This window comes from Paenibacillus sp. FSL H7-0442, assembly GCF_038593105.1.
Taxonomy (GTDB): Bacteria; Bacillota; Bacilli; order Paenibacillales; family Paenibacillaceae; genus Paenibacillus; species Paenibacillus polymyxa_D.
The window spans coordinates 3,335,193-3,359,433 of record NZ_CP151963.1; the positions used below are offsets into that span (position 1 = coordinate 3,335,193).

The 24,241-nt window shown below is 45.6% G+C and carries 27 protein-coding genes and 1 other annotated feature; of the genes, 3 read left to right on the top strand and 24 right to left on the bottom strand.

All coding sequences use genetic code 11. From position 1 onward, the window contains the following. Complete coding sequence (locus MHH57_RS14555) at positions 1–552, bottom strand: hypothetical protein (protein WP_342434253.1); 552 nt, start codon at positions 550–552, stop codon at positions 1–3. 98 nt (positions 553–650) lie between these two features. Next, positions 651–881 carry a trp RNA-binding attenuation protein MtrB gene (gene mtrB, locus MHH57_RS14560; RefSeq protein ID WP_013310730.1) on the bottom strand — a complete coding sequence of 77 codons (231 nt, stop codon included), beginning with the start codon at positions 879–881 and terminating at the stop codon, positions 651–653. Between the two features lie 37 nt (positions 882–918). Between mtrB and MHH57_RS14565 the strand changes: the two genes are divergently transcribed. Further along, positions 919–1,212: a hypothetical protein gene (locus tag MHH57_RS14565; RefSeq protein ID WP_342434254.1), complete on the top strand. Its 294-nt coding sequence runs from the start codon at positions 919–921 to the stop codon at positions 1,210–1,212. A 71-nt stretch (positions 1,213–1,283) separates the two neighbouring features. Here the strand turns inward: MHH57_RS14565 and MHH57_RS14570 are convergent, their stop codons facing one another. The 20 genes from MHH57_RS14570 to MHH57_RS14665 form a co-directional block, all read right to left on the bottom strand. Next, entirely contained in the window at positions 1,284–1,556 is a 273-nt protein-coding gene (locus tag MHH57_RS14570; RefSeq protein WP_013310732.1) for an HU family DNA-binding protein, read from the bottom strand. Positions 1,557–1,803: 247 nt separating this feature from the next. Then, positions 1,804–2,790 (bottom strand): ABC transporter permease, encoded by a 987-nt coding sequence (locus MHH57_RS14575; protein WP_342434255.1) that lies wholly within the window; start codon positions 2,788–2,790, stop codon positions 1,804–1,806. Then, positions 2,787–4,304, bottom strand: a complete 1,518-nt coding sequence (locus tag MHH57_RS14580; protein WP_165147000.1) for a sugar ABC transporter ATP-binding protein — start codon at positions 4,302–4,304, stop codon at positions 2,787–2,789. Before MHH57_RS14580 ends, MHH57_RS14575 begins: the two co-directional genes overlap by 4 nt. Before the next feature lie 66 nt (positions 4,305–4,370). Then, positions 4,371–5,486 carry a sugar ABC transporter substrate-binding protein gene (locus MHH57_RS14585; protein WP_340885733.1) on the bottom strand — a complete coding sequence of 372 codons (1,116 nt, stop codon included), beginning with the start codon at positions 5,484–5,486 and terminating at the stop codon, positions 4,371–4,373. Between the two features lie 429 nt (positions 5,487–5,915). After that, a complete protein-coding gene (gene spoIVA / locus MHH57_RS14590) occupies positions 5,916–7,394 on the bottom strand; it encodes a stage IV sporulation protein A (protein WP_029517326.1) in 1,479 nt (492 codons plus the stop codon). 38 nt (positions 7,395–7,432) lie between these two features. Further along, the gene (locus tag MHH57_RS14595) at positions 7,433–7,570 is read right to left on the bottom strand and encodes a hypothetical protein (protein ID WP_013371690.1); all 138 of its coding nucleotides are present in this window, start codon (positions 7,568–7,570) and stop codon (positions 7,433–7,435) included. A 244-nt stretch (positions 7,571–7,814) separates the two neighbouring features. After that, entirely contained in the window at positions 7,815–8,165 is a 351-nt protein-coding gene (locus MHH57_RS14600; RefSeq protein ID WP_029517325.1) for a 2Fe-2S iron-sulfur cluster-binding protein, read from the bottom strand. Positions 8,166–8,204: 39 nt separating this feature from the next. Next, complete coding sequence (locus tag MHH57_RS14605; RefSeq protein WP_023989184.1) at positions 8,205–8,855, bottom strand: hypothetical protein; 651 nt, start codon at positions 8,853–8,855, stop codon at positions 8,205–8,207. Positions 8,856–9,032: 177 nt separating this feature from the next. Next, positions 9,033–9,308 carry a stage VI sporulation protein F gene (locus tag MHH57_RS14610; protein WP_013310741.1) on the bottom strand — a complete coding sequence of 92 codons (276 nt, stop codon included), beginning with the start codon at positions 9,306–9,308 and terminating at the stop codon, positions 9,033–9,035. A gap of 166 nt (positions 9,309–9,474) precedes the next feature. Next, positions 9,475–10,515: an NAD(P)H-dependent glycerol-3-phosphate dehydrogenase gene (locus MHH57_RS14615; protein ID WP_029517324.1), complete on the bottom strand. Its 1,041-nt coding sequence runs from the start codon at positions 10,513–10,515 to the stop codon at positions 9,475–9,477. Continuing rightward, positions 10,508–11,116, bottom strand: a complete 609-nt coding sequence (gene plsY / locus MHH57_RS14620) for a glycerol-3-phosphate 1-O-acyltransferase PlsY (protein ID WP_029517323.1) — start codon at positions 11,114–11,116, stop codon at positions 10,508–10,510. Before plsY ends, MHH57_RS14615 begins: the two co-directional genes overlap by 8 nt. 11 nt (positions 11,117–11,127) lie before the next feature. After that, a complete protein-coding gene (gene der, locus MHH57_RS14625) occupies positions 11,128–12,450 on the bottom strand; it encodes a ribosome biogenesis GTPase Der (RefSeq protein WP_013310744.1) in 1,323 nt (440 codons plus the stop codon). A gap of 147 nt (positions 12,451–12,597) precedes the next feature. Then, on the bottom strand, positions 12,598–13,824 hold the full coding sequence (rpsA, locus tag MHH57_RS14630; RefSeq protein ID WP_029517322.1) for a 30S ribosomal protein S1: 1,227 nt from the start codon (positions 13,822–13,824) through the stop codon (positions 12,598–12,600). 120 nt (positions 13,825–13,944) lie between these two features. Continuing rightward, entirely contained in the window at positions 13,945–14,538 is a 594-nt protein-coding gene (locus MHH57_RS14635; RefSeq protein WP_029517321.1) for a lysophospholipid acyltransferase family protein, read from the bottom strand. Continuing rightward, a complete protein-coding gene (gene cmk, locus MHH57_RS14640) occupies positions 14,535–15,242 on the bottom strand; it encodes a (d)CMP kinase (RefSeq protein ID WP_342434256.1) in 708 nt (235 codons plus the stop codon). Before cmk ends, MHH57_RS14635 begins: the two co-directional genes overlap by 4 nt. Positions 15,243–15,371: 129 nt before the next feature. After that, the gene (locus tag MHH57_RS14645) at positions 15,372–16,031 is read right to left on the bottom strand and encodes a flagellar brake domain-containing protein (protein ID WP_342434257.1); all 660 of its coding nucleotides are present in this window, start codon (positions 16,029–16,031) and stop codon (positions 15,372–15,374) included. Positions 16,032–16,196: 165 nt separating this feature from the next. Further along, a complete protein-coding gene (ypeB, locus tag MHH57_RS14650) occupies positions 16,197–17,582 on the bottom strand; it encodes a germination protein YpeB (RefSeq protein ID WP_340885743.1) in 1,386 nt (461 codons plus the stop codon). A gap of 263 nt (positions 17,583–17,845) precedes the next feature. Continuing rightward, positions 17,846–18,541 carry a glutamic-type intramembrane protease PrsW gene (gene prsW, locus MHH57_RS14655; RefSeq protein WP_029517317.1) on the bottom strand — a complete coding sequence of 232 codons (696 nt, stop codon included), beginning with the start codon at positions 18,539–18,541 and terminating at the stop codon, positions 17,846–17,848. 86 nt (positions 18,542–18,627) lie between these two features. Continuing rightward, positions 18,628–19,242 (bottom strand): genetic competence negative regulator, encoded by a 615-nt coding sequence (locus MHH57_RS14660; protein ID WP_013310751.1) that lies wholly within the window; start codon positions 19,240–19,242, stop codon positions 18,628–18,630. Positions 19,243–19,439: 197 nt separating this feature from the next. Then, a complete protein-coding gene (locus tag MHH57_RS14665) occupies positions 19,440–19,817 on the bottom strand; it encodes a hypothetical protein (protein WP_029517316.1) in 378 nt (125 codons plus the stop codon). 94 nt (positions 19,818–19,911) lie between these two features. Between MHH57_RS14665 and MHH57_RS14670 the strand changes: the two genes are divergently transcribed. Beyond that, the gene (locus MHH57_RS14670) at positions 19,912–20,835 is read left to right on the top strand and encodes a polysaccharide deacetylase family protein (RefSeq protein WP_029517315.1); all 924 of its coding nucleotides are present in this window, start codon (positions 19,912–19,914) and stop codon (positions 20,833–20,835) included. A gap of 142 nt (positions 20,836–20,977) precedes the next feature. On the opposite strand, the gene MHH57_RS14675 is transcribed toward MHH57_RS14670, so the two are convergent. Together MHH57_RS14675 and MHH57_RS14680 are read right to left on the bottom strand one after the other, a co-directional pair. Then, positions 20,978–21,319, bottom strand: a complete 342-nt coding sequence (locus tag MHH57_RS14675; RefSeq protein WP_029517314.1) for a hypothetical protein — start codon at positions 21,317–21,319, stop codon at positions 20,978–20,980. Beyond that, on the bottom strand, positions 21,316–21,903 hold the full coding sequence (locus MHH57_RS14680; protein WP_069012705.1) for a type II CAAX endopeptidase family protein: 588 nt from the start codon (positions 21,901–21,903) through the stop codon (positions 21,316–21,318). Before MHH57_RS14680 ends, MHH57_RS14675 begins: the two co-directional genes overlap by 4 nt. A 185-nt stretch (positions 21,904–22,088) precedes the next feature. Then, positions 22,089–22,338 (top strand) — a binding site (T-box leader). A gap of 261 nt (positions 22,339–22,599) precedes the next feature. Between MHH57_RS14680 and serA the strand changes: the two genes are divergently transcribed. Continuing rightward, complete coding sequence (gene serA, locus MHH57_RS14685; RefSeq protein ID WP_013310756.1) at positions 22,600–24,192, top strand: phosphoglycerate dehydrogenase; 1,593 nt, start codon at positions 22,600–22,602, stop codon at positions 24,190–24,192. Positions 24,193–24,241: the final 49 nt, after the last annotated feature.

The window sequence follows — 24,241 nt, forward strand, 5'->3', positions numbered from 1 at the left end:
CTAATCTGTATATACACCGTTAAACCTGTTTTGCCACATGGGCGTTACTGTAATGCGGAAACGGGATTTCAAATCCTCTGGCAATTCTGCGCCTTCCCGGCTTCTCAGCTGTTCCAATGCCTCGTTCGTCCACTCGTTCCGGCGTATATCGGATGCAAGCAGCAAATGACGTTCTCCTGACCATTCGTCCTGCGTCACCACCCGAAGCAGCAATTGCCGCACATTCGTCGTTCCGTAAAAGCTAAAAGCGGCAATCTCCGCCATGTTTTGATAAATCTCTAGTGGGGCAGTTTCTTCCTTGGACAGTTTGACATCCAGGGTCAGGACTGAATGTTCCCAGCTTGCACTTGCAATCGGTGTAGTCAACGGTAGCTCGTTCAGCGTATCCACCAGATTGTCATCTGACAGCAGCACCCGTTGCTGAGGCGAAATTGTCGCCTGTGTCTCACGAACTGCTGCGGTTCCTGAGTCCAGCGCCTGTAAAGACGGCAGCAGCACAGCTGCTGCGATGGTTATGAGAATGGAGCCACCGAATACAATCCAAGGTTTCATCAGAGCCTCCCCTGACCTCTACCTCATAATGTGGGTTTGCTACGGTAAAGGTCCTCACTCTCATTCTACAACAAAAAAAAGCAGGCTATGCCTGCATTTTAATCCTCCGTATCTACTACCCCGTGCTTGGTCATCACAACGGCTTTGCCGCGAATTTTAATAGCAGAAGTATGATCCGTAAATTGAACAATCAGTACCTCGCCCTTGTCCAATTTTTCTGAATGATGCAAGCGTGTATCCTGACCTCTGGTCAAACCAAAAACCTGACATCCGTTGCTTTTCGCTTTAATTACGACGTACTCACTGCTACCCGTCACGTTATCTTCCATGTCCTTTTCCTCCCTGAGAGCCAAAGCTATACTTTTTATGATGGAGATTCAAGCTTGTTTTGTCAACTACATGCTTCCCACGCTACCTGCAACAATTAGCATGTCCCGAGCCATACTATTCGTGCAGTCCCATCCATTAAAGAAAGGAACGGATCTGATGAAAAACTACCTTCCCGCCAATCTCAGTCCTGCCCAAATCGAACGGCTTCAACAGCTAGAGCATGAATTTGCCGAGCTAACAGGTGAACCTCTAGTGCTGATCGCTTATGCCTCGCGAAACGGCAGGACAGCTTCCTCTTCTCCAGTCCATAGCACCCCTACCACGAAGTAAACAGGACAAAAAGAAAAGGCCGTGAATCAAATTCACGGTCTTTTCAGCGCATTGGGAATATGTAAGAAATCTTATTTAATTCCGTCTTTAAGCGCTTTACCCGGTTTAAATGCCGGAATTTTGCTCGCAGGGATTTCGATTTCTTCTCCTGTTTGCGGGTTACGTCCTTTACGTGCGGAACGTTCACGAACCTCAAAGTTCCCGAAACCTACCAGTTGCACTTTATCTCCGCTTTGCAGCGCTCCAGAGATCGCCTCAAATACTGCATCGATTGCTTTGGTTACGTCCTTCTTGGACAATTCAGTGCTTTCAGAAACCTGATTGATCAAATCCGTTTTATTCAACATATTCACCTCCCAATTCAAGTGTAGTCCAGCATTTAGGTTATCGGTGTTAATGACCGATATGAGGTCGCCTGTATAAAATAACCCGGGCGGCGTACTGCCTTCCATAATGTTATCATCTGTTTCCGTTTCGTCGTTAAATATACATAGAATATACCTAACCTCCGCAATATAGGCCGAAACTGGCGTTTTATGGCACCCTGCTTGCGTGGAACAAGGTTTATAGTAATACAGTCCACAGACAATTTCAAGTACGACGACGGTTTAACACATAAAAAGTAACGGCCAGCGCAAGTACCAGCACTACTCCTTTGACAATATCATGGGCAAAATATTGCACATTCATCATCGTTAGTCCATTAACCAACACACCGATCAAAACCGCACCAATAAATGTACCAATGACATTGGGTTTACCAGCACCAAAGACCGAAAAACCGACGAATACTGCAGCTACCGCTTCCATAAGCAAGGGGGAACCCGCGTCAATTTGGCCTGAGCCTACGCGCGATGCATACAAAATACCGGCAATCGCCGCAAATACGCCTGAAGCAACATAGGCCAGAGTACGGACTTTTTTTACACGTATACCCGACAGACGAGCAGCTTCCTTATTTCCACCCGTTACATACATTTGACGCCCATGCTTTGTATAGGTCAAGAAAACATGCACCGCCGCCACAGCCAACAACAGTAAAATAACCGAAATCGGGATACCCAACCATTTACCTTGCCCCAGCAAAAGAAATGCAGGAGATATCTCCCCCGGCGCCTTGCTGCCATCGGGAAACTGCATATGATTATATATGGTATAGCCCTGGGCGTACGTTTTGTGAATCCCGCTTACAATATACATGATTGCAAGGGTTGCGAGCAAATCAGGAATACGCAGTTTAATGATCAATAATGAATTCAACAGTCCTACCAAAGCGCCAACAACCAGAGACACAACAATGACCACCGCAACAGGCTGCTCATACCAGACCATTAAAGAAGCGGCAACGACCGTTGTCAAAGATACTGTAGCTCCCACTGACAGGTCAAAACCGTCCACGATAAGTGACAATGTCACACCAATGGCAACGAAAGTCACAATGGCAATGGAGCCAAGAATGTCCATTAAATTATCATAAGTCCAGAAATAAGGTAATGTAGATGAAAAAAACGCCAACACACCTATAATGACAACTACGGCACCGTAACGAAATGAGATGTTTAACCATTTTTCCTTCATGAATGCACCTCTTCACCCCCGCTGGCATACAACAGAAGCTGTTCCTGTTCCACTTCGCCCCGAGCAAATTCCTTTATAATTTTGCCATCATACATCACTGCAATCCGATCACCAATGCCAATCCCTTCAGCAAATTCACAGGTTAGATAAATGATCGCTTTTCCTTGCTCCGCCAACTCACCAATGATACGAAAAATATCACTTTTTGCCCCTATATCTACACCCTTGGTTGGCTCGTCAAAAACAAATACATCCGCTCCGGAATGCAGCCATTTCCCAATAGCAACCTTTTGCTGATTCCCGCCACTTAAATATTTAACATTCTGACGGAGCGATGGTGTCTTAATACCGAGAGAGGCGACAATCCCATTACCGTTATTTCGTTCTTTACGCCGACTGATGAAACCAAGGACACTCAGTTTGCCCAAAAGCGGAAGACTAAGGTTTCTTTCCACACTCTCCTCAATTAGCACCCCCTGCTTCCGTCGCTCCTCGGGTATGGACACAATTCCTTGAGCTACCGCATCCGCTGGTTCTCTCAATCGAATGGAGCGACCTTTAAAGGTCAGCTCTCCCTTATCCGGCTTGTCTGCTCCTGTAAGAAGTCGTGACAACTCTGTCTTGCCTGCACCAACCAAACCTACAATAGAGAGAATTTCACCACATCGGACCTGTACATCAATGCCGTGCACTCGTAATCCTTTGTGAAGCCCTTTCGCTTCCAATACCGTTTCACCAATCGGTACCTCTGTTTTTGGGAATTCCTCCTCAAATGTTTTCCCAAGCATATGCGTAACGATGTCGCCTACACTTAAATCAGACGCAGGTCCCGTGAACACGCGCTCACCATCACGCATCACCGTAACACGGTCACTGTGTTCGATAACCTCCGGCAATCGGTGTGTGATGAGGATACATGCAACTCCCTCATCCTTGAGTGTATGGATTGTGCGGAACAAACGTCGCGTTTCTTCTTCGCTGAGCGGCGCCGTAGGCTCGTCAAAAATGATGGCATTGGCTTGCTGTGTCAGAATGCGTGATATAAGTACAAGCTGTTTTTCTGCCAACGTCAATTCAGACACATATCGTCGCACGTCAATATCTATCTCCAGACGTGCTAATGCCTCACGCGCTCGTCTGCGCATAGAAACCGGTGCAGTCCACCATCGACCATCAGGGGCTGACAAATCGTCCATTACAATATTTTCAGCAACAGTTAACTGTGGTACAAGCGCTGAATCGACCTCCTGATACACACAGTGAATTCCCGCTCTTTTGGCCTCCCACGGTGAACTAATGTTCAGTTCCTTGCCACCAACTACGATAGCTCCCTGATCGGAATGATACGCACCGGACAGAATCTTCATCAATGTACTTTTCCCTGCCCCGTTGGCGCCCAGCAGAGCGTGAATCTCGCCACCCTGCACTGTAAAATCCACGGCTCGCAGCGCATCTACACCAGCAAACTGTTTGCTAATTTTCTTCATTTCCAATGTATATACTTGTGAACTCATGGTGCCCCCTCACGCCTGCTTATGATAAAAGCGCGCCGAAGCGCGCCTTTGCGTTATGCAAACATTTTATTTGGACGTTTCATATTCCTTCATCCAATCCTTATAGCCCTGTTCGCTTTGGCCCCAGCCCTTCACATATTGGGACAGCTCGGATGTGGAAATTTGCTTATCCGGCAACGCTTCGCGTTGCACATATACAGCCTTCAGTACGACTTTCTCCTCCGGATTATCCCCATGCAGCTTCTGATATGCATAGCGCACTTGTACGCGCCCGATATCTGTTGGATCTACGGCTGCCGAGGCCACCCAAGGATTTTTCGGGTCTTGGATCATTTGCAAGTCCTCGTCGCTCATGTCAATGCCGTAGACTTTAATTTCTGTACGTCCCGCTTGTTGGATGGCACGGGCTGCGCCTTTGGCAAATTCATCCCAAGCCGCCCAGACGGCTGTAATTTCACCCTTAGGATATTGCTTTAATACAGCTTCCATTTTGGCTTGCGTATCCAACGCAGGATTCTGAGCCGAACCAAAAGTCGCAATTTCTTTAATATCCGGATTGGATTTCAAAAATGCACCATAAGCAACCTGACGACGTTCCATCGGCGCAAATCCGGCAACCCATACTTTCACAATGTTGCCTTTGCCACCGATATCCTTCTTCATTTGCTCCAGCGTTAGCTCAGCCATGCTTTGGTCATCCTGTGAGAGCACTACCGCACCCGGAACATTGACGGCAGCATCGAACACGATAACTGGAATATTGCGGGAAACTGCTTTTTTCAACCCTGTTTCCAGTAATGCATCACCGTGATCAGTCAAAATGACATCAAACTGCTGGTTAATCGCACTATCAAGCAGAGAAGCCATTTTAGCCTTATCGTTATCTGCCACAAACTTAGTCAGCGTACCGCCAAATTTTTTAACTTCCTCTTCCACACCTTGAACATACTGTTGCGAAAATGTGCCCGTGTTAAACTCCATGATCAACGCAACCCGTTTACCCTTTAGATTTAAGTTGTCCGTTTTTTCGTTTGTTGTATTCGATTCCGCAGTGCTTGTCCCTTGAGTGCCGCTCTCTGTTTTCGGCACGCCACATGCAGTGACCAGCAAAACCAGCACCAGTAGCATGATACCTCCCAGTCCTAGCTTTTTGTGTCTTTGGAACTCTTTTTGGATATCCATGATTTCATTTCCCCCTCGTTCAACCACAAAATGATTCAAATTTGATACTTAATATATCGCTTTAAACCAAGTATGTAAATAGGTTTTATGAAATATAGAAAAATTTCTGTTTTATAGGCCAGAACACAAAAATCAACCGTCCCCGATTGAATACCGGAAAACGGTTGCTGTTTAAATGTAAAATCAAGGCGGAGCCTAGCTCTCTACTTGTGAAACTCATTAATCGGATTGTTATATTTGAACCTACATCCTGCTACGAGAAACGAAAAGCTCAATAAAAACAGAGGTAGTCTAGGACTTTATTTTCTCGTCCATGGCTACCCCTGTCTGGTTTTGGAGGTCAGTCTAATATTTTGTTTTTGCGAACCGTAGAGAGCAAATTGCTCTCCACGGTATTTCTTTTATACATTTTTTAGGTGTGGCTTACCCTTAAAGAATAATAGCAATGAGACCGCCGGAGCCTTCATTAATGATACGACCCAGCGTTTCCTGCAGCTTATAGCGTGCATTGTCCGGCATCATGGCGATTTTACCCTGAATGCCTTCCCGTACAATGGAATGCAGCGAACGTCCGAAAATGTCTGACTCCCAAATTTTGATTGGGTCATTCTCAAAATCTTGCATCAGATAGCGCATAAGCTCTTCACTTTGCTTCTCTGTTCCGATAATCGGAGCAAATTCCGATTCCACATCGACACGAATCATGTGTATAGAAGGTGCTGTCGCCTTGAGCCGCACACCAAACCTTGTACCCTGACGAATCAACTGCGGATCGTCTAGTGCCATCTCAGATAACGACGGCGCGGCAATGCCATATCCCGTTGTCTTGACCATTTCCAGCGCCTCGGCGAAGCGGTCGTACTCTCGTTTGGCATGGGCAAAATCCTGCATCATTTGCAGCAAATGATCCTTGCCACGAATCTCTACCCCGACGACTTCGACCAAAATCTGGTCATACAGCTCATCGGGAGCATACAGATCAATTTCAGCTACGCCCTGCCCCATATTCATCCCGCTCAATCCGGCCCTGTCGATGAATTCATATTCCATAAACTGGCCAACCACTCGATCTACATCACGCAGGCGTCGAATATCTTTAACCGTATCGCGAACGGAATTTTCATAATTGCTACGCAGCCAGTGCTCTTCGTTCAGTACCATGACCCAGCTCGGCAGGTTTACATTCACCTCATGCACCGGAAATTCATACAATACTTCACGAAGTACGCCTGTAACATCATCTTCCGTCATCGTCGCCGCGCTGAGTGTCATAACTGGTATATCGTACTTGGCAGCCAGCTCACCGCGAAGCTGGAGTGTTTCATCACTGCGAGGATGCGTGGAGTTGATAACCAAAACAAATGGTTTGCCAACTTCCTTCAACTCCTCAATGACGCGTTCCTCCGACTCTACATAAGAGCTGCGCGGGATTTCCGCAATCGTGCCGTCTGTAGTGACTACCACACCGAGCGTCGAATGCTCCTGAATAACCTTGCGTGTACCAATTTCTGCCGCTTCCTGAAAAGGAATGGGTTCTTCGAACCATGGTGTGGAGATCATCCTCGGACCATTTTCATCCTCGTACCCTTTTGCTCCTTCTACTGCATATCCTACACAGTCAACCAGACGTACATTCACATCCAGTCCTTCCGTTACTTTGATCTGGACGGCATTATTCGGTACGAATTTAGGCTCCGTCGTCATGATCGTCTTGCCTGCCGCACTTTGCGGCAACTCGTCTACGGCGCGGGCACGGTCCGCCTCACTTGTAATGTTTGGCAGAACAATCGTCTCCATAAACCGCTTGATAAACGTTGATTTTCCTGTTCGGACTGCGCCGACGACCCCAAGATAAATGTCTCCTCCGGTACGTTCGGCAATGTCTTTAAAAATGTCTACTTTCTCCAATGAAATCCCCTCCTAAAAAGTCTCCGAAGGAAAAATGCTTAAAGAGCATCCGCTTCGTGTTCAACCAACTGCTTGATCCCAGATGCGGCAGAACAGCCTTTAAAATGCCCGGAAGTCGTCCGCCGCCGAGATTCAGGAGACTGATGGAATCGGCGAAACGGCGTAAACTCGTACATGCATTTGGACTGATACCATCATATGTATCCCCTCCGTAAAATATGTTTAGTTTTTTGAAAAATAGATTACGACAGAGCGATCATTGCAGAAACGATATTTTACGTTTGGTTCCACTCACCTAATATATGCGGGGCAAGACTCTCCCATGACTTCGTCGCTAGATTAAATAAAAAAAGGATGTTTCTCCTGACCGTTTAGAGTCGTCGGAAACATCCTTTTTCTATTCTCCTGATATAATCGGCATTACCACAGTTCATCATCCAGCGCCTGACGCTCCAGTTGCCGTCTGATAGCCGCCTTGAGCCTATCCTCCGGTATGGTTACCTCCATATCGCCTTGGACACGTGCCTGGCAGGATAAGCGCATTCCTTCATCCAGTAAAGGCCCCAGCTTACGCTGCTCTGCATCTCTGGGTTGGTCTGCAAATTCAGCCCATTCCGGTGATATTTGTACCTTACACATCAGACAGGCTGCTTTTCCGTCACAACGAGTGGGGATATATACACCCGCTTTACGAGCAGCCTGAAGCAATGACGTACCCTGACCGACCTGTACGCGCCTACCTGACGGCCTAAACGTAATCTGCACATTCATGAATAGTCCTCCAGTTGTCTTTCTCCTAACACACACAACTTATACTTCATTGCCCATCTGGATGACGGAGTGCAACTCTGGCCAAGGCAGAAGTTCTACAAGCTTGTCCAATTGCTCCTCATTCCAAATATTACTGACTAGTAGCTGCTTCAGTACAATTATATGACGTCGCGGGTCGCGCTTCATGACTTCTGCAATCGCTTTATATCGGTCGGGTCGATTTCGCAATATATTGAATAAAAGTTCATGACTGAGCGGCATCAGACGCAGTGAAGCACTCCCCAGCTCAAGCTGAACACCAGCCGACCAAAGTAGTCGCTCGATCTCTAAGCGGTATAACGCTCCGTCACATAATACTTCAAATCCCCCCACCAACTCGACTGGAAATCCCTCCAGATCATAGTGGCTCAGCAATGAAACGTAAGAGCCGCTACGATCAACCTGCTGTCGATCTATACTTATACCCAGGGGGTGCGCATGAAGTTGCTTTGCTGCATGAATATCCGCATAAATATCAATGTCCCGAGGCAGGCGATCCAGTTCAACTTCATGTACAAGTAGTGAACAACTCCCGCCTAGCATCCACGGAACCGACACTGTTGACCAGTTCTCAGCCAAGCTACTCAGCGCAACTGCCAGATTGTGAGGAAGCCTGTCTACTAACACCGATGATATTGCCTCCTTCAACATTGTTTCCTCCTTTGCTGTCTTTCCTTCCGTTTCCTGATGGGCATCATTATAACATGTTCGACAGGGCAGTTCGATATTTTGTGTACTGTAAAAGCGGTTACCCACTCCAAAATATAAAAAAACCGCGAACCTTCCCGGTCCACGGTGAATAATACTAACTGGCGTGCGGCCAGCGGTCTATTTTTTCATCATCATTTTCATCAACGCTTCCATATTGGAAGGATTCATTCCGCTCTTTTTGACGGCACCAACAATATCCCTTACTGTATCTTCCGACACCGGAATGTTGGCCATCGCAGACACTTGCTTGATAAGCTGACGCAGTTGCGCTTCGCTTTGAAGCGTGTCCGCCTTTACCGTGCCTGCCAGCTTTTTCACTGCATTTTCGGATATGTTTTTGCCGCCTTTTTTGTTAATGGCCTTCAATGCATCTTTCGGAAAGTTTTTATTCATAATCTCCCCTCCTCCGCCATTGCTCAACTCAGTCTATGAGTGGCGGAGACAAAAGGTGATTAAGCGTACATAAGACATGCCAAACGCCTAACTAAAAAAGGCTATCTCATTATAGAAAAAATCTACCATGAGACAGCCTTTATATTATTAAAGCTCATCTGAGCCTTTAAGAATGCCATTGCTCCCAAGTCTGAAGTGGCATGACTTCCATCTCGGTCTTAGGGTCGCGACCCATCAGCGCCTCAACGGCCTTACGGACGTCACGTCCTTCAAACAGTACTCCATACAGTACCTCTGTAATAGGCATCTGAACACCTAATTTTTGAGAGATGGCGTATGCCGCTTTTGTCGTTCGAATCCCCTCTACGACCATGCCCATAGATTCCAGCACATCATCAAGCTGTTGGCCCTGTCCTAATAGTGACCCTGCACGCCAGTTGCGACTGTGACGACTCGTTGCCGTGACCACTAGATCGCCAATCCCAGCCAGACCGGCAAAGGTTAATGGATTAGCACCCATCTCAACTCCGGCACGGGTAATTTCAGCCAATCCACGGGTCAATAAAGCCGCTTTGGCATTATCACCGAAACCAAGTCCATCTGACATTCCCGCACCCAATGCGATAATGTTTTTTAGCGCCCCGGAGAGTTCCACGCCTAGCAAATCGCGGTTTGTATAGACACGGAAATAGGAGTTCATGAACAGCCCCTGAGCAGCCTGTGCAGCCTGCTCATTGGAGGAAGCTACAACGACCGTTGTAGGACATTTCCTCACCACTTCTTCCGCATGACTCGGACCAGACAGCACGGCAATATCGCCCTCCGCGACTTCCAGTTCTTCCGAGATCACCGTGGACATACGTTTAAGCGTTTCTGTTTCAAAACCTTTAATGGCATGCACTACCAGCATATCCTTGCTAAAATGAGCTTTCAGACTACGTGCTACCTGACGAGCAGCAGCAGAAGGAGATACGATTATCACTGCTTTAGCACCAGATACCGCAGTCTGCATATCAGTTGTAGCTGAAATGCGATCAGACAAAATAGAGCCCGGTAAATAATGCTCATTTGTATGCTTCTCATTGATTTCAGCTGCTTGCTGCTCGTTTCTCGTCCAGACAGAGACATCGTTGTTATTGGCCGCAAGAACGGAAGCCAGGGCTGTTCCCCAACTCCCCGCGACCAGCACAGCTATTTTCTCAGACAAGACGATCTCCTCCTTTGGAGCCAAGCTTATTCTCATTCCCCCGTACCAACTTGACTATGTTGGTACGGTGTCTCCACACAGCGAACAGACAAATGATTAGAGCCGTCCAGAATAACGGCCATGCAAAACCAAGCACGAGTAATATCCAAGGGGTCAAAATGACAAATATGAGTGATCCAAGGGATACGTAACGAGTCATTACAATTGCAAGTATCGCAATGATTCCGGCATATAGTGCGGGCAGTAAGGCAAGCGATGCCAATACACCAATAGCAGTCGCAATACCTTTTCCTCCACGAAAGTGAAAATATACCGGCCAGTTATGGCCCGCAATCGCCGCAATGCCGCACAAACCCGGTACCCAGGATGATTCCCCACCTAACCAGTGCCCTATTAGTACCGCAATAACCCCTTTAAGAACGTCCAGCAGCAGTACCAGAATAGCTGGGCCTTTTCCAAGCACACGCAGCGTATTCGTCGCACCGGCATTGCCGCTCCCATGTTGGCGAATGTCGATTCCTTTTAATTTTCCATACAGCAAACTAAAGCTGACAGAGCCAAGCAAGTAACTGAGTACGATGGCAACGATTTGTAAAATCAACCTATTCGCTCCTAACTTTCGTCAGACTTGCGCCGTGTAAAGATTCGAATTGGAGTTCCTTCAAAATTGAAGGCGGCGCGGATTTTGTTCTCCAGATAACGCTCATACGAGAAGTGCATTATTTCTGGATCGTTTACGAATACAACCATCGTAGGCGGCTTAACAGCAACCTGGGTCACATAGTTAATGCGCAGACGACGTCCCTTGTCTGTTGGTGGAGGATTGATGGCAACCGCATCGGAAATTACATCATTCAGTAAATGTGTCTGAATACGCAACACATGCTGCTGTGCCACATGCTGTACAACAGGAAGCAGCTTTTGCAGGCGTTGCTTCGTTTTTGCAGACAAGAACACAATCGGAGCATATGTCATAAACAAAAAGTGATCGCGAATTTTCGTTTCAAACTGATGCATCGTTTTGTCGTCCTTGTCCACGACATCCCATTTGTTAACGACAAACAGCGATGCTTTACCCGCTTCATAAGCATAGCCAGCAATGTGCTTATCCTGTTCAATGATGCCTTCCTCGCCGTTAATAACGACCAATACAACATCTGCACGCTCAATAGCACGCATGGCACGCATTACACTATATTTTTCGGTCGTTTCATATACCTTGCCACGTTTACGCATACCTGCCGTATCAATCAGTACATACTTTTGACCGTCTTTTTCAAAAGGTGTATCAATTGCATCACGTGTCGTACCTGCAATGTCACTAACGATAACCCGCTCTTCTCCCAGAATGGCGTTAACCAGTGAAGACTTACCTACATTCGGGCGGCCGATCAAGGCAACACGAATAACGTCTTCATCATAGTGATCTTCTTCCAGCTCAGGCAAATTGGATGTAATGGCATCTAGCAGATCGCCTATCCCTGTACCATGGCTACCAGAAACAGCGATTGGATCACCAAATCCATAAGAATAAAACTCATAAATCAGATCGGCGCGACTGAGGTTGTCCACCTTGTTGACAGCTACGATGATCGGTTTACCCGAACGATATAGCATTTGAGCAACCTCTTCATCTGACTGTGTAATTCCTGCTTTCGCATCACTCATAAATACAATTACATCTGCTTCTTCTATTGCAAGTTCGGCCTGCATACGGATGGATTTTAAAATGACATCCTCACCATCAATCTCAATGCCGCCGGTGTCAATAATACTGAAGGATTTACCATTCCACTCCGATATACCGTATATACGGTCACGAGTGATTCCGGGTTTATCTTCCACGATGGACAAACGATCCCCGATTATCCGATTAAAAATAGTGGACTTGCCCACATTCGGACGACCAACGATAGCCACAACGGGTCTTGCCATAAATTCACTCCTCCTGTCAATTCTTCCGCTATCATCATAGCAAAAAACATACCTATTGGCGATATGGTCACGTAACAACAATCGGCGAACCCTCTGGGTCCGCCGATGGTGTACGTTATGCATATTATAAAATGTATTGATTTAAACTCATTTAAATTTGTTCAGCTTATCGCCAAAACGCTCGCCGAGCGTGATGCTCAGACCGGAATTATTGAGGGAAACGTTAGGATTATTCAGTTCCTCACGAGGTGCACGAGATGCACGTGGTGCTCTTTCTGCTTTAGGAGCAGCTTCAGGAGCTTCCTCAGTTTCTTTAATGCTCAGGCTAACACGTTTTTCGGAAGGATTCATTTCAAGAATTTTAACTTTCACTTCTTGCCCTTCTTCCAGAACTTCTTGTGGAGTTCCAATGTGTTTGTGGGAAATTTGGGAAATATGAACCAAACCTTCCACGCCAGGAGCGATTTCAACGAATGCGCCGAAGTTAACCAGACGTTTTACAACACCTGTTACGATGTCATTGTTGTTGAATTGTCCAGCAGCCGATTCCCAAGGACCAGGCTGTGCAGCTTTCATGCTCAGGCTGATTTTTCCTTTTTCAGGATCTACTTTCAAGACTTTTACTTTCACTTGGTCTCCTTCAGAAACTGCATCAGAAGGCTTATCGACATGAGTCCAAGCAATTTCAGATACGTGAACAAGACCATCCACGCCGCCAACATCTACGAAAGCACCGAACTGAGTAAGACGTTGAACCGTACCTACGATTTCTTGGCCTTCTTTCAGCTCAGCCATTACTTTAAGCTTGTTGGCTTCGAATTCTGCTTCCAGAACGTCTTTTTGAGAAAGAATCACTTTGTTATTTTCACGATCCAGTTCTTTTACAACAACACGCAATGTGCGGCCTTTGTAATCACTGAAATCTTCTACGAAGTGACGTTCTACCATGGATGCAGGGATAAATCCGCGCAGACCCACGTCTACCACGATGCCGCCTTTAACGACATCATTTACAACGACTTCAAATACTTCTTTGCTTTCGAACAGTTGCTCCAACTTTTCCCAAGCATTTTCACTGTCGATTGCACGTTTGGACAGAACAAGTTTTTCCTTGCCATCGTCAATGCTGATAATTCTAGCTTCAACCTCTTGGCCTACTTGTACTGCTTCTTCTGCGTTATCCAGACCAGAAGACAACTCGCGAATTGGAATAATTCCATCGTATTTATATCCAATGCTTACTACCGCTTGGTTATCTTCCAATTTCACGATTGTACCCTTAACGGTGTCACCTTTTTTCAGGGAGACGATTTGATCGAGCTCGTCTTGATTTGCCGCTTCAGCAGCTTCTTGATTTTTAATTTCTTCCGACATGTCAATACCCTCCTCAATTCAAAAAAAACCATTTATTTAAACCTGCGCATGGCAGAGTTCAAAACATAAATAAACTTTTGTTCTAGTTTTCCGAGCTTAGACACAATTCATACAAGCCTTTCAGTTATTCGTAGGCTTACCCGTTTCCTTCATCGTGCGAATACGAGACATAATTGCTTCTGTTGCCAGTTCAAGTGGATCTCCTTCGATATCGGCACCCTTTTGGTAAGCTTCCAAATTGACAGGTTTACCGTATAACACTTTCGTTTTACGGAAAAGCTTGTAATCACCAATAATGGCGACCGGAACGGCAGCCGCTCCACTGCGTAGCGCAAAGCTTGCAGCACCCTTTTTACCGATTCCCCCAGCTCCTCTGGAACCTTCGGGAAAGATTCCCATAACCTTACCATCACGCAAAATGTTCAATGCCAACTTAATGGATTCCTTACTTACACCGCCACGTTTGACTGGAAAAGCTCCCAGTTTCCCAATTAGTGGACCCAGTACAGGAACATTAAACAGCTCGGCTTTTGCCATAAAGTGAACCTTTCTTTTCAGCAAAATACCAACTGTAGGAGGGTCAAGATTACTAATATGATTAGAACACAACAGCACTCCACCCTCAGCAGGAACATTTTCCCTGCCTACCGCCTCAAGTCTAAACAGAACGCGGTAAATGAGACGCAAAATACTGGCGCATACAGTATATATCATTGGCTGATCTCTCCATCCTTCTCCGTTAAGCAATAAGATACGATCATATCAACGACATCCTGAATGCCCATTTGGGTCGTATCGAGCACGATGGCGTCCTCACTGCAACGAAGCGGAGATACCTCCCTCTCCTCGTCAAGCTTGTCACGTGCCGCAATGTCACGTTCCAGTTGCTCCAGAGTGATATCATCAGTTTCGCTCAGTTCTTTAAAACGGCGGGAGGCACGTTCCTGAACACTTGCGGTCATGAACACCTTGACTTCCGCATCGGGAAGTACAGTTGTTCCAATATCGCGACCATCCATAACGACACCCTTGCGTGCAGCCATCTCACGCTGGTTTTCAGTCAAACGTGTCCGTAAACCAGCAATACTTGAATACTGTGACACGTTGCTAGTCACTTCCATCGAACGGATCACAGTGGTTACATCTTCCCCGTTACAATAAACCTTTTGGCCTGTGGGGTCCGGTACTAATTCAATCACCAGCTCAGGTATATGTTGAAGCACTTTTTGTACATTTTCTGCAGGAATTTCCTTACGCATCATGTACCACGTTGCTGCTCGGTACATGGCTCCAGTATCTACATATACATAAGAAAGTGCTTTCGCCACCAAGCGGGCCACTGTACTTTTCCCTGCACCAGCAGGTCCATCAATGGCTACATTTATTTTGTTAATTGAAGATACATGTTGCCTTGCCAACAGGGAATTCCTCCTAACCTAACCTCAAGAAAAAAGCAGGCATTGCCTGCGACGTGAAAATTATACCACACATTTATAGGCGATGCAAAATAAGCGACAGGTTTACTAAAAAAGAAAATTTTCGGATGATTAAGATTTCCCCCGGAATTCCAGCTGTCTTTCAAAGCAATATTTAATCAGTTTTTGGCGCTCCTGATCAGCGATTTCCTCATATTTCAGCATAATGAGTTTGCGACCGTTTTCCATCTGCTGAATGCGCACAATTTCAGATTGGAACGGAACATGCTCCTGAGTACCGTTTTTATATGGAACTAAAATCCAGCAAGACAATGATTCTCCTTCTTCAAGATGATGAGTTCCCTGGGTGTGAAAAGAAACACCCCCGCCTCCTACATCATGTGTCTCTGCTACAAATCTGGACTCGTCCGCACCATGCTTTACAGCAATTTCCAAGTTGGCCTTAACCCGAAGAAAGTTTCGACGCTGAATTTTGCTGATGCTGTCTGGAGCAGGTTTGTGGATACGAATCATCCGGAGGATATCCTCTTTGAAACCCGTAACGTGGGTATTAAAATAATTTTTAATCCCACCCTCGCTCATAAAAAATATAGACAGTTCTTCCCCTAGAAACAATTTTTTCAAATGCCCACTTGTTTGTGACATAGGAATTTCAATTAAAAAGTTCTGTGACTCCTCTTCTGCAATACGAGACTTAAATTCAAAAATCTCGTCCTTATGGTCAGTACCTGCCACTTGTATGTATAACACATCATTAATTTTGGGAAACAAATGATCCACCATCCTTGTCCATTAAAAGCTCTAATTAAGGTATATAATACCACGACTTTGTGCCTATATTAAGCATAATATTTGTTTGATCTATGACTAAAGCACAAAAAACCTCCTTCATGAAGGAGGTTTAGAGTGACTATTGATTCATTTTCATGTAATCAACTAGGCATTACTTGCAGTAACCTGAGGTTCATCTGAATCTTTAACCTCTTCAATCGTTTCTTCCATCCCCGTATTGGCGTTAATGTATATCCGGTAAACGGAACCATTGATTTTACCACCAAATTCATAACAGAGAACTTCATTCGAAAGTTCATTTTCAATTAAGGCTTTACGGTGGTAAGTTTCACGAAACTCAGGATTCAATTTTGCTCGTGCTGCATTCAAATTCAATTTCGCTTGCGGTATGCGGCGGAGATGACTATGCTCATACACATAATCACTGGCTTGAAAACCGATCACTTGTCCGTTATCAAGGCCTGATCTGACTGCGATTTTTTCTGGATAGATAATCACATCCCCTTGTTGGCTCACAAATGTAATGTTAGCTAAATTCCCGCTTTCATCATACGCAACGGGCTTCATGTCTTTGTAACCTTTTTGTTCAAGGTATTCACTAGCATAGCGAATCGCTTCATTACGTGTTGCTTTCTTAGGACCTACTGCCCTCATGTCATGATAAGAAATAAGCTTGCCGCCTTTTTTCGTAAAATCCATACTGGCCACAGGCTGCTTCTTATTTAGCAGGGTAGCTGTATAAGATGCCCATTCCGTTCCTTTACCGTTTTCGTTCACCCTGATCTGACTTTCCGGTTTTCCTGTAAATTCAGCAGCATTTTGTTTAATTTGTTCTGCATTTACTGGCGGGAGACTCAATTTTTTCACAGAGCGTTTATCATAGATGCTGGCTACAGACGGTCCCCAATCCAGCTCTTTATAGTTTTCCACCTTTTTGTCCACGGTTTTAAAGCCATCAATAATGGTGTTGTCCTTCGGCCCAGTTTGAGAACCTGCCGCCATATCCACATCCGTCCAGCGCAAATTTTTGCTAATGACTTTCTGCTGCACTTCCTGCATGTTTTTCGAAATTTCTTTGGAATTGTTATACAACGTTTTCAGGTTCGAAATTTCTTTCTCGTTTAAAGGCTCGTGATCCAGATCACGGACAGCGGTCTGATACGAAAATGCAGATAGATGTGACAGCAAATCTTTAGCATGATTAAAAGGCATTACATTGAGGGGCAACTGATTAACCTCATTTTGAGCCTCACTTGTAATCCTCCACACGTTCATCAAACATTTGCGGTGCATCGCGTGTGAAGTATTATGGACTGCAACCGCGTTACCGAGTTGAGAATGCAGCTGATCCATATGAAACGACAAATCGTGAAACGCACGCTGGTATTGATTTTCCGCTTTTATCGACATGCTATTTGCCTGAAGAGACACCTCTTTTCTCATCTGGCTTTGCTGATAACCCCACACAAATGCTCCTATCATCATCAGGGTAACCACCGGGAACAATACGGAACTAAGTCGCTTATACATATTGGGAGTCTCCTTTCTTCAAGTACACTACCGATAGTGTGACAAGAAGAAAGCTCTCTTATGCATGGTTTTCCATGACTTCAACAATAAACTCACAGTTATCGCAAATACAGCGTTTAAAGCCGGTCTGAATCTGTCCTTGCTCTATGCGTCCTCTCAGCACAAAGCGTTCTCCGCATCTTTTACAATGAATTCTAACTTTTATACGCAAAAAAGACACCTCTTTCTCTAACAGGTTTGTCAGATCAGTGTGTCCCATTTTGTTACATGTTAACCTTTTCTTCCCGTTTTAACAAACGAAAAGGAGAACGGTTATTAGCCCGACTGATCTTCGCCATTCCTCCATACCATAGAAAGGCCATAAGTGGAATGATAAACCAGATCCAGTCATGCGAAAATTTCGTTAAAATCAAATCGTATACTCCGTGCCAGAACCATGGAAGCACCAATGACAGCAGCAACATGTATTTGCTCCTCAAGCCTTCTGAAAACTTGGCCTTCCCCATGTAGTAGCCCATCATTACGCCAAACATCGCATGACCGGATACCGGTAGCAATGATCTCATCAGCATCATGCTAACCGAAGCATGGCCCGCCCAGGCATATAACAGATTTTCAACCGTTGCAAATCCGAGTGAGACTGCGGTCGCATACAAAATACCATCATAAGGCTCGTCGAACTCGGTATGATTATAGATGATGTGATACAACAGAAACCATTTAAAAAACTCTTCCACTCCGGCTGAAATGCCGAACGCCTGGATTAACGTGTGATCCCCTAGCCAAAGCAGCAGCCCTCGTTGAAAAATCATGACAGGAAGAACCACCAAAAAGCCGAGCAAAAACACTTTAATAACCATGTGCAGTGGCTCCGAATCATACCTGTCCTTCAAGTAAAAATACATCAATAAGGCGAGACCCGGCGCTGTGGCTGCCGCTATAACTGAAAACAGAAGCACCGATCATCCCTCCATAAAAATGAGTCGGCTCTGCTTTCAGCGCAGAGCCGACAAATTCACTTCAATATCACTTTTGATAAAACGAATCAAGAACGGCTGTCAAAATGAGTGCAGATGACAGCAACTGCCTGTTCAGGAATGACCAGTTTGCCGTACTCTTCCAACATAGCTGGTGTAACGGATGAGCCTTCTCCAAATTCAGCAAGAACCGCGATTAAAGCGGCAAGCTTGGACTCCTCTACTTCTTCTGGTTCCAAATGCAGAATCCATTTTCCTCTATAATGATACAGCTTACCTGCTTCCGTAGTGTTGCTACGAAGCATATGAGCCGCTTCTATGAGTACTTCGAAATCGCTAAACGCATAAACGATGGAATCACTATGCTCCAACGTGACTTCCATTTCGTAGACTTCCTCTGGAAGCTCCTCATCGGGACCCGAACCATACTGTTGATGGTCGTATTTACCCCGAGTGACGATAACAACCATTCCTTGAGCAGGAAGCGCAAAGACTTCGACAGCTAACGGTCCCGTGGCGTCGAAGCCCAGCTCACTGTATGCCTGATCCATCATTTCGGTAAACAGCTCATGAACTCTAGGAATTTCTTGCCACATATCGTCTTTTTGAATACCGCGTTCGCTCAAATCGTCAAAGGTAAGGAAAATCCGTATCTTGTCCTGACTTAATCTTTCTATTTTCATACTGGACCCTCCTCCTGGCAGCCGAGTGTTATTAACAGATTATGATGCAATTATGATGCCTGTGATGAAAATGGTTCTATGTAATCATGTTATCATTTTATAATCGTAAATGCACGCAATAAAAAGATAAAAAAAAGAATCATTTGAACGGCTTTTACAAAAAAGCCGCAAAATGATTCGGAATAAAGGTTTCTGGGTTACAATCCCGGTACGGCTGTATGAGTTTCTTTCAAAATTTGCTCGACCTCACGTTTAACATCGGGACTTGTGCTGATGAAGTCTTTAATCAACTTCATATTCTCTTCTTTGTTCTTGGCAGTATGGGCGTTATAAGCGGTTTTATCTGTTTGTGAATGATGGTCTTGATCCTTATGGGTGTCTTCTTTATTGAGCGTAATCTCGCCCATCCCGGGGAATGCCGCGTCCATCATTTTAGTGCGGGCTTGCTGCACTAAATTGCCGCCTTTTTTTCCACCTATGTCCATAGATAAGCCCAACATGTTGCGGTTACGGGAGATCATAGAGCTTGCGACAGCGCCCAAAACGATTCCCAGGAAAAATGAAGATGTTTTCACAATTAGAACCTCCCTTTGTGGTAGAATCAAGCATAGTGTTCGTCAGTAGTGACAAACTCATACGGTATAAAATACAGGAAGGTGAGATGAAATAATGGGTACAAAAACAGCAGCCATTTTGTTCACCGCATGTCTGCTGCTTAGTGCTTGCACTGCAACCAAGCCTGAATCTGCGGCAACAAGCAACCAGCAGGATTCGGTAGCATCTGACTCAAGTAACAGCGCCAAAGATCAGAGCAACGTCTCTTCCCCAAAAAACAGCAGTAAGCAAGCAGGCAGTGATGAACATAACTCAGCGGATAAAACCAATGCACAAAATGATAAAACCAGCGAAAGCAACGAAACAGGAGCTGCGACATCTGCAACTATCAATAACAAAATGTATCACTTGGACAAAGCTTACAATGTAATCCCTGACCAACAAGGTACCGAAAAAAAAGTCGTGTTATTGACCTTTGATGATGGTCCTAAGGAAGCAGCCATGATTAACAAAATCATAGATGTACTGGACAAACACAAAGCGAAAGCAATTTTCTTCGTAAACGGTTACCGTGTAAAAAAGCATCCTGAGTTGCTTAAGCTTATCCATGACCGTGGACAGCCCATCGGCAACCATAGCTGGGATCACATCGTGCTGAAGAATAAATCTGAGCCCGAGGTCAAAAAACAGATTGAAACGGTACAAAAAGCTGTTAAGGACATTACAGGCCAAGCCCCCGTCTTCTTCCGCCCCCCTCATGGTGCAGGCGGGGATGTAGGTCGCAAGGTCGCTAAGGAAAACGGTCTCCTATACATGACATGGTCCGTCGGTTCTCTGGACTGGACAATGAAAAAGAATCAGCCTAATAAAACGGAGGCACTTCTCAAAAATGTAACAGAACAACTTCATCCAGGCAGCAATATCTTGATGCACGAACTGCCATGGACAGCTGAGGCGCTGGACAGTCTATTGACGCGCCTTGAGCAAAAGGGTTACCAATTTGTCGATCCGCAAGGGATTGAGGTTCCTGCTAGCTAGTAGACACTTGCGTATACTCCGGATTAACTATAGATGATGCAATAAAGGCCTCCATTCTCCGTTATTCATGTGGAGATGGAGGCCTTTTCGCCGTATCATTACGCGCCTTGACCTAAGCACAGACGTCCATAATAACTTTATATTACCAAAGCATTTCACTGATGGGTGGTGCACCCTTGACGCCCCACCACAGTAATGCTGCAGTAATCAGCACAAAAAGAGTGCTCAAAAAATTTAAAAACCACTTGCTTACCCGAATACGGCGGGACGGAAACATTTCTGCCCGCGTTCGGTACTCACTGGCAGGAGTGTCACCCTCCATCGTCACAGCAACTTCTGGTGCAGCGGCAACGTGAGCCAATTCTGGCACGGGCCGTGAAGCACGGGAGCGAACTGGTTTAGATTTTGACCTGTCCTCTTCCTTGCCTTTGCGACCATTTCGACGGCTACCATAGGTCTGCACTCTGCTAAGTTCCTGATTCATTCTTCATACCTCCGAAAACGTAACGCTAAACCAGATATAAGGTCAATCACAAAATGACAAATGATCGGTGCCCACAGACTACCGGTCTGCACATATATGTAGCCCAATCCATAACTGCTAAGAAAAACCCAGCCAGTGGGAATCCAATGCCGTAAATATCGGATATGAATCACCGCAAATAAAATGCTTGTCCAATAAGGACCAAAGCTGTACTGAATCGCACCTCTGAACAAGAGTTCCTCACAGATAGAAACGATAGCTGCTATACAAATAATATGCCAAACCGGACGATTTTGAAATAGCATTTGGTTAATACCACCGTCATCCATAGCATCCTCAGGCATAATCCGGGATAGCAACAGATCCACAAGTAACATAGCGGCGGCCAATCCCAATCCCCACCATAAGACGTGCAGAGTGTTCGGCAATGCAAATAGTTCTAACAAATTTCTTTTCTGAAAAAATATCCAGATTGCGCCAATCAGCAGGGTCAGCCCCTGAGTTAGATACAAATTGTAAAGCAGCAAGCGGTCGTTCAATTCATGAATTTGCGCTCTTTTCCATTTCACTTTAAGCTTTTTCATAGTTAGTTAGTCCTCTGCATAGTCTTCTTTAGCATCATAGCCAAAAAGTCGGGCGGATTCAAGAAGACTTAAATCTTAATTTTCCGCATTCTGTAGCTATATATCTAGCCTGCTATCCTCACATGTCGCATGTCCTATTGACATGCCCATGTAAGCCATGATACATTATGAAAAAATTATTAGCGACAACAACAATGATGGAGAAAAGGTATTGATTTCGTCCTCAGAGAACCGGTGCTTGGGTGGAAGCCGGTGACGAAGTAACTACTTTCAGCGCTCCTGAGTTATTGCACCGAGGTCTGGGGAATATTTCCCGGCATTAGATGCAATCGGCAGAAAACCGTTATCCTTTCGGTCATTTTATGACCGCTGAAGGCAGTCCATTGCGAAATGGCTGCGAATTAGGGTGGTACCACGATAACTCTCGTCCCTTACTATGGAGATAGTATGTGATTCGGGGGTTTTTTTGATGCCCGAAAACCGCAAAGCGTCTCCGCATAAGACTTTTGGTCGTTAGTTTGGTGCATAATGCTATTCCATCCCTTTTCTGCGTCAATGCGTTATCACACTAGTATTTCACACCGCTCTCCTGTACTTTTAGAAGCATTTCAAGTTTTTTCATGTTCTTTATGGAATGTATTTCAGTTTGAAGTGCATCCTGTCCATAAAAGAAGTTAACTTTGAGGAGGAAACCAAATGTTTAAAGTGTTAGTATCCGATCCAATCAGTGACCTGGGCATCCAGCAACTGATGGATGCAGACGATGTCACGGTGGACAAGAACACAGGTCTCAGCGAGGATGAATTGGTTCAAATTATTGGTGACTATGACGCATTACTCGTTCGAAGCCAAACTCGGGTAACCGAACGCATCATGACGGCAGGTAAGAACCTCAAGGTTGTAGGGCGAGCTGGGGTCGGAGTGGATAACATCGACCTCGAAGCAGCAACACAACGCGGGATTATCGTTATTAACGCTCCTGACGGCAACACGATTACGACATGTGAGCACACTTTTGCGATGATGATGGCTCTAGCACGTCATATTCCACAGGCATATGCCAAAACCATTGGCGGTACATGGGATCGTAAAACATTCCTCGGTGTCGAACTGCGTAACAAAACACTTGGAGTCCTCGGCATGGGACGTATCGGCAGTGAGGTGGCTAAACGTGCCAAAGCATTTGGCATGAGTATCCTCGGCTATGATCCATTTCTAACGGAAGAACGCGCTGAGAAGCTGGGCATTAAGCTTGCGAGCGTGGATGAAATTATCCGCAACGCAGATTTTATGACCGTACACACACCATTAACACCGGAAACGAAACATATGATTGCTCGTCCACAGTTTGAAGTGATGAAAAAAGGAATGCGCATTATCAACTGTGCCCGGGGCGGAGTTATCGATGAAATGGCTCTTGTTGAAGCCATTGATGAAGGTATCGTTGCCGGTGCAGCTTTTGACGTATTTGAGTCAGAGCCGCCAGCACAGGACCACCCATTCCTGAGCCACCCGAAAATTATCGTTACACCACATCTGGGTGCCTCGACTGTCGAAGCTCAGGAGAATGTAGCTATCGACGTGTCCGAGCAAGTGCTGCATATTTTGCGTGATGAGCCTTTTAAAAATGCGGTCAACATGCCTCCAGTACCATCCAACGTCATGACGCAATTGCAGCCATATTTCTCGCTTGGAGAGAAGCTGGGCAGCTTTGCCGCTCAGATCACGAATCAGGCTGTACGTGAAATTCAGGTAGATTACGCTGGCGATTTGTCCTCTGTGGATACACAGCCGCTGACACGGTATATTTTGAAAGGCGTACTTAGCCGTCATCTGGGCAGCGATGTGAACATTGTAAACTCTGTACATCTGGCCAAAACACGTGACATCCATCTTGTCGTATCTCAGGCGCCCGCCACCAAGGGTTTTACCAACCTGATTACCGTTACACTCAAAACGCAGAGCGGCGAAGAGCAACGTGTATCTGGCACCCTGCTGGCAGGCTATGGCGAACGTATTGTTAGGTTGAACCAGTTCCCAGTAGACGTGGCACCGGAAGCTCATTTCCTGCTCATCTCGCACAATGATAAACCAGGCATTATCGGTCGTGTCGGCACCTTGCTTGGGGAGAACGGCGTCAATATCGCTTCTATGCAAGTAGGGCGTAAAATTGTCGGCGGAGAAGCTATCATGATCCTGACCGTCGATAAAGCCGTGCCGAAAGACGTACTTATTCAACTCGTTGGTTTGCCAGAACTAAATACTGCCCAAGAAGTAGTGCTAGATTAGTTCCAGACCCTATTGAGAAGTCCATGGTTTTATAATAAAGAGAGGCGCC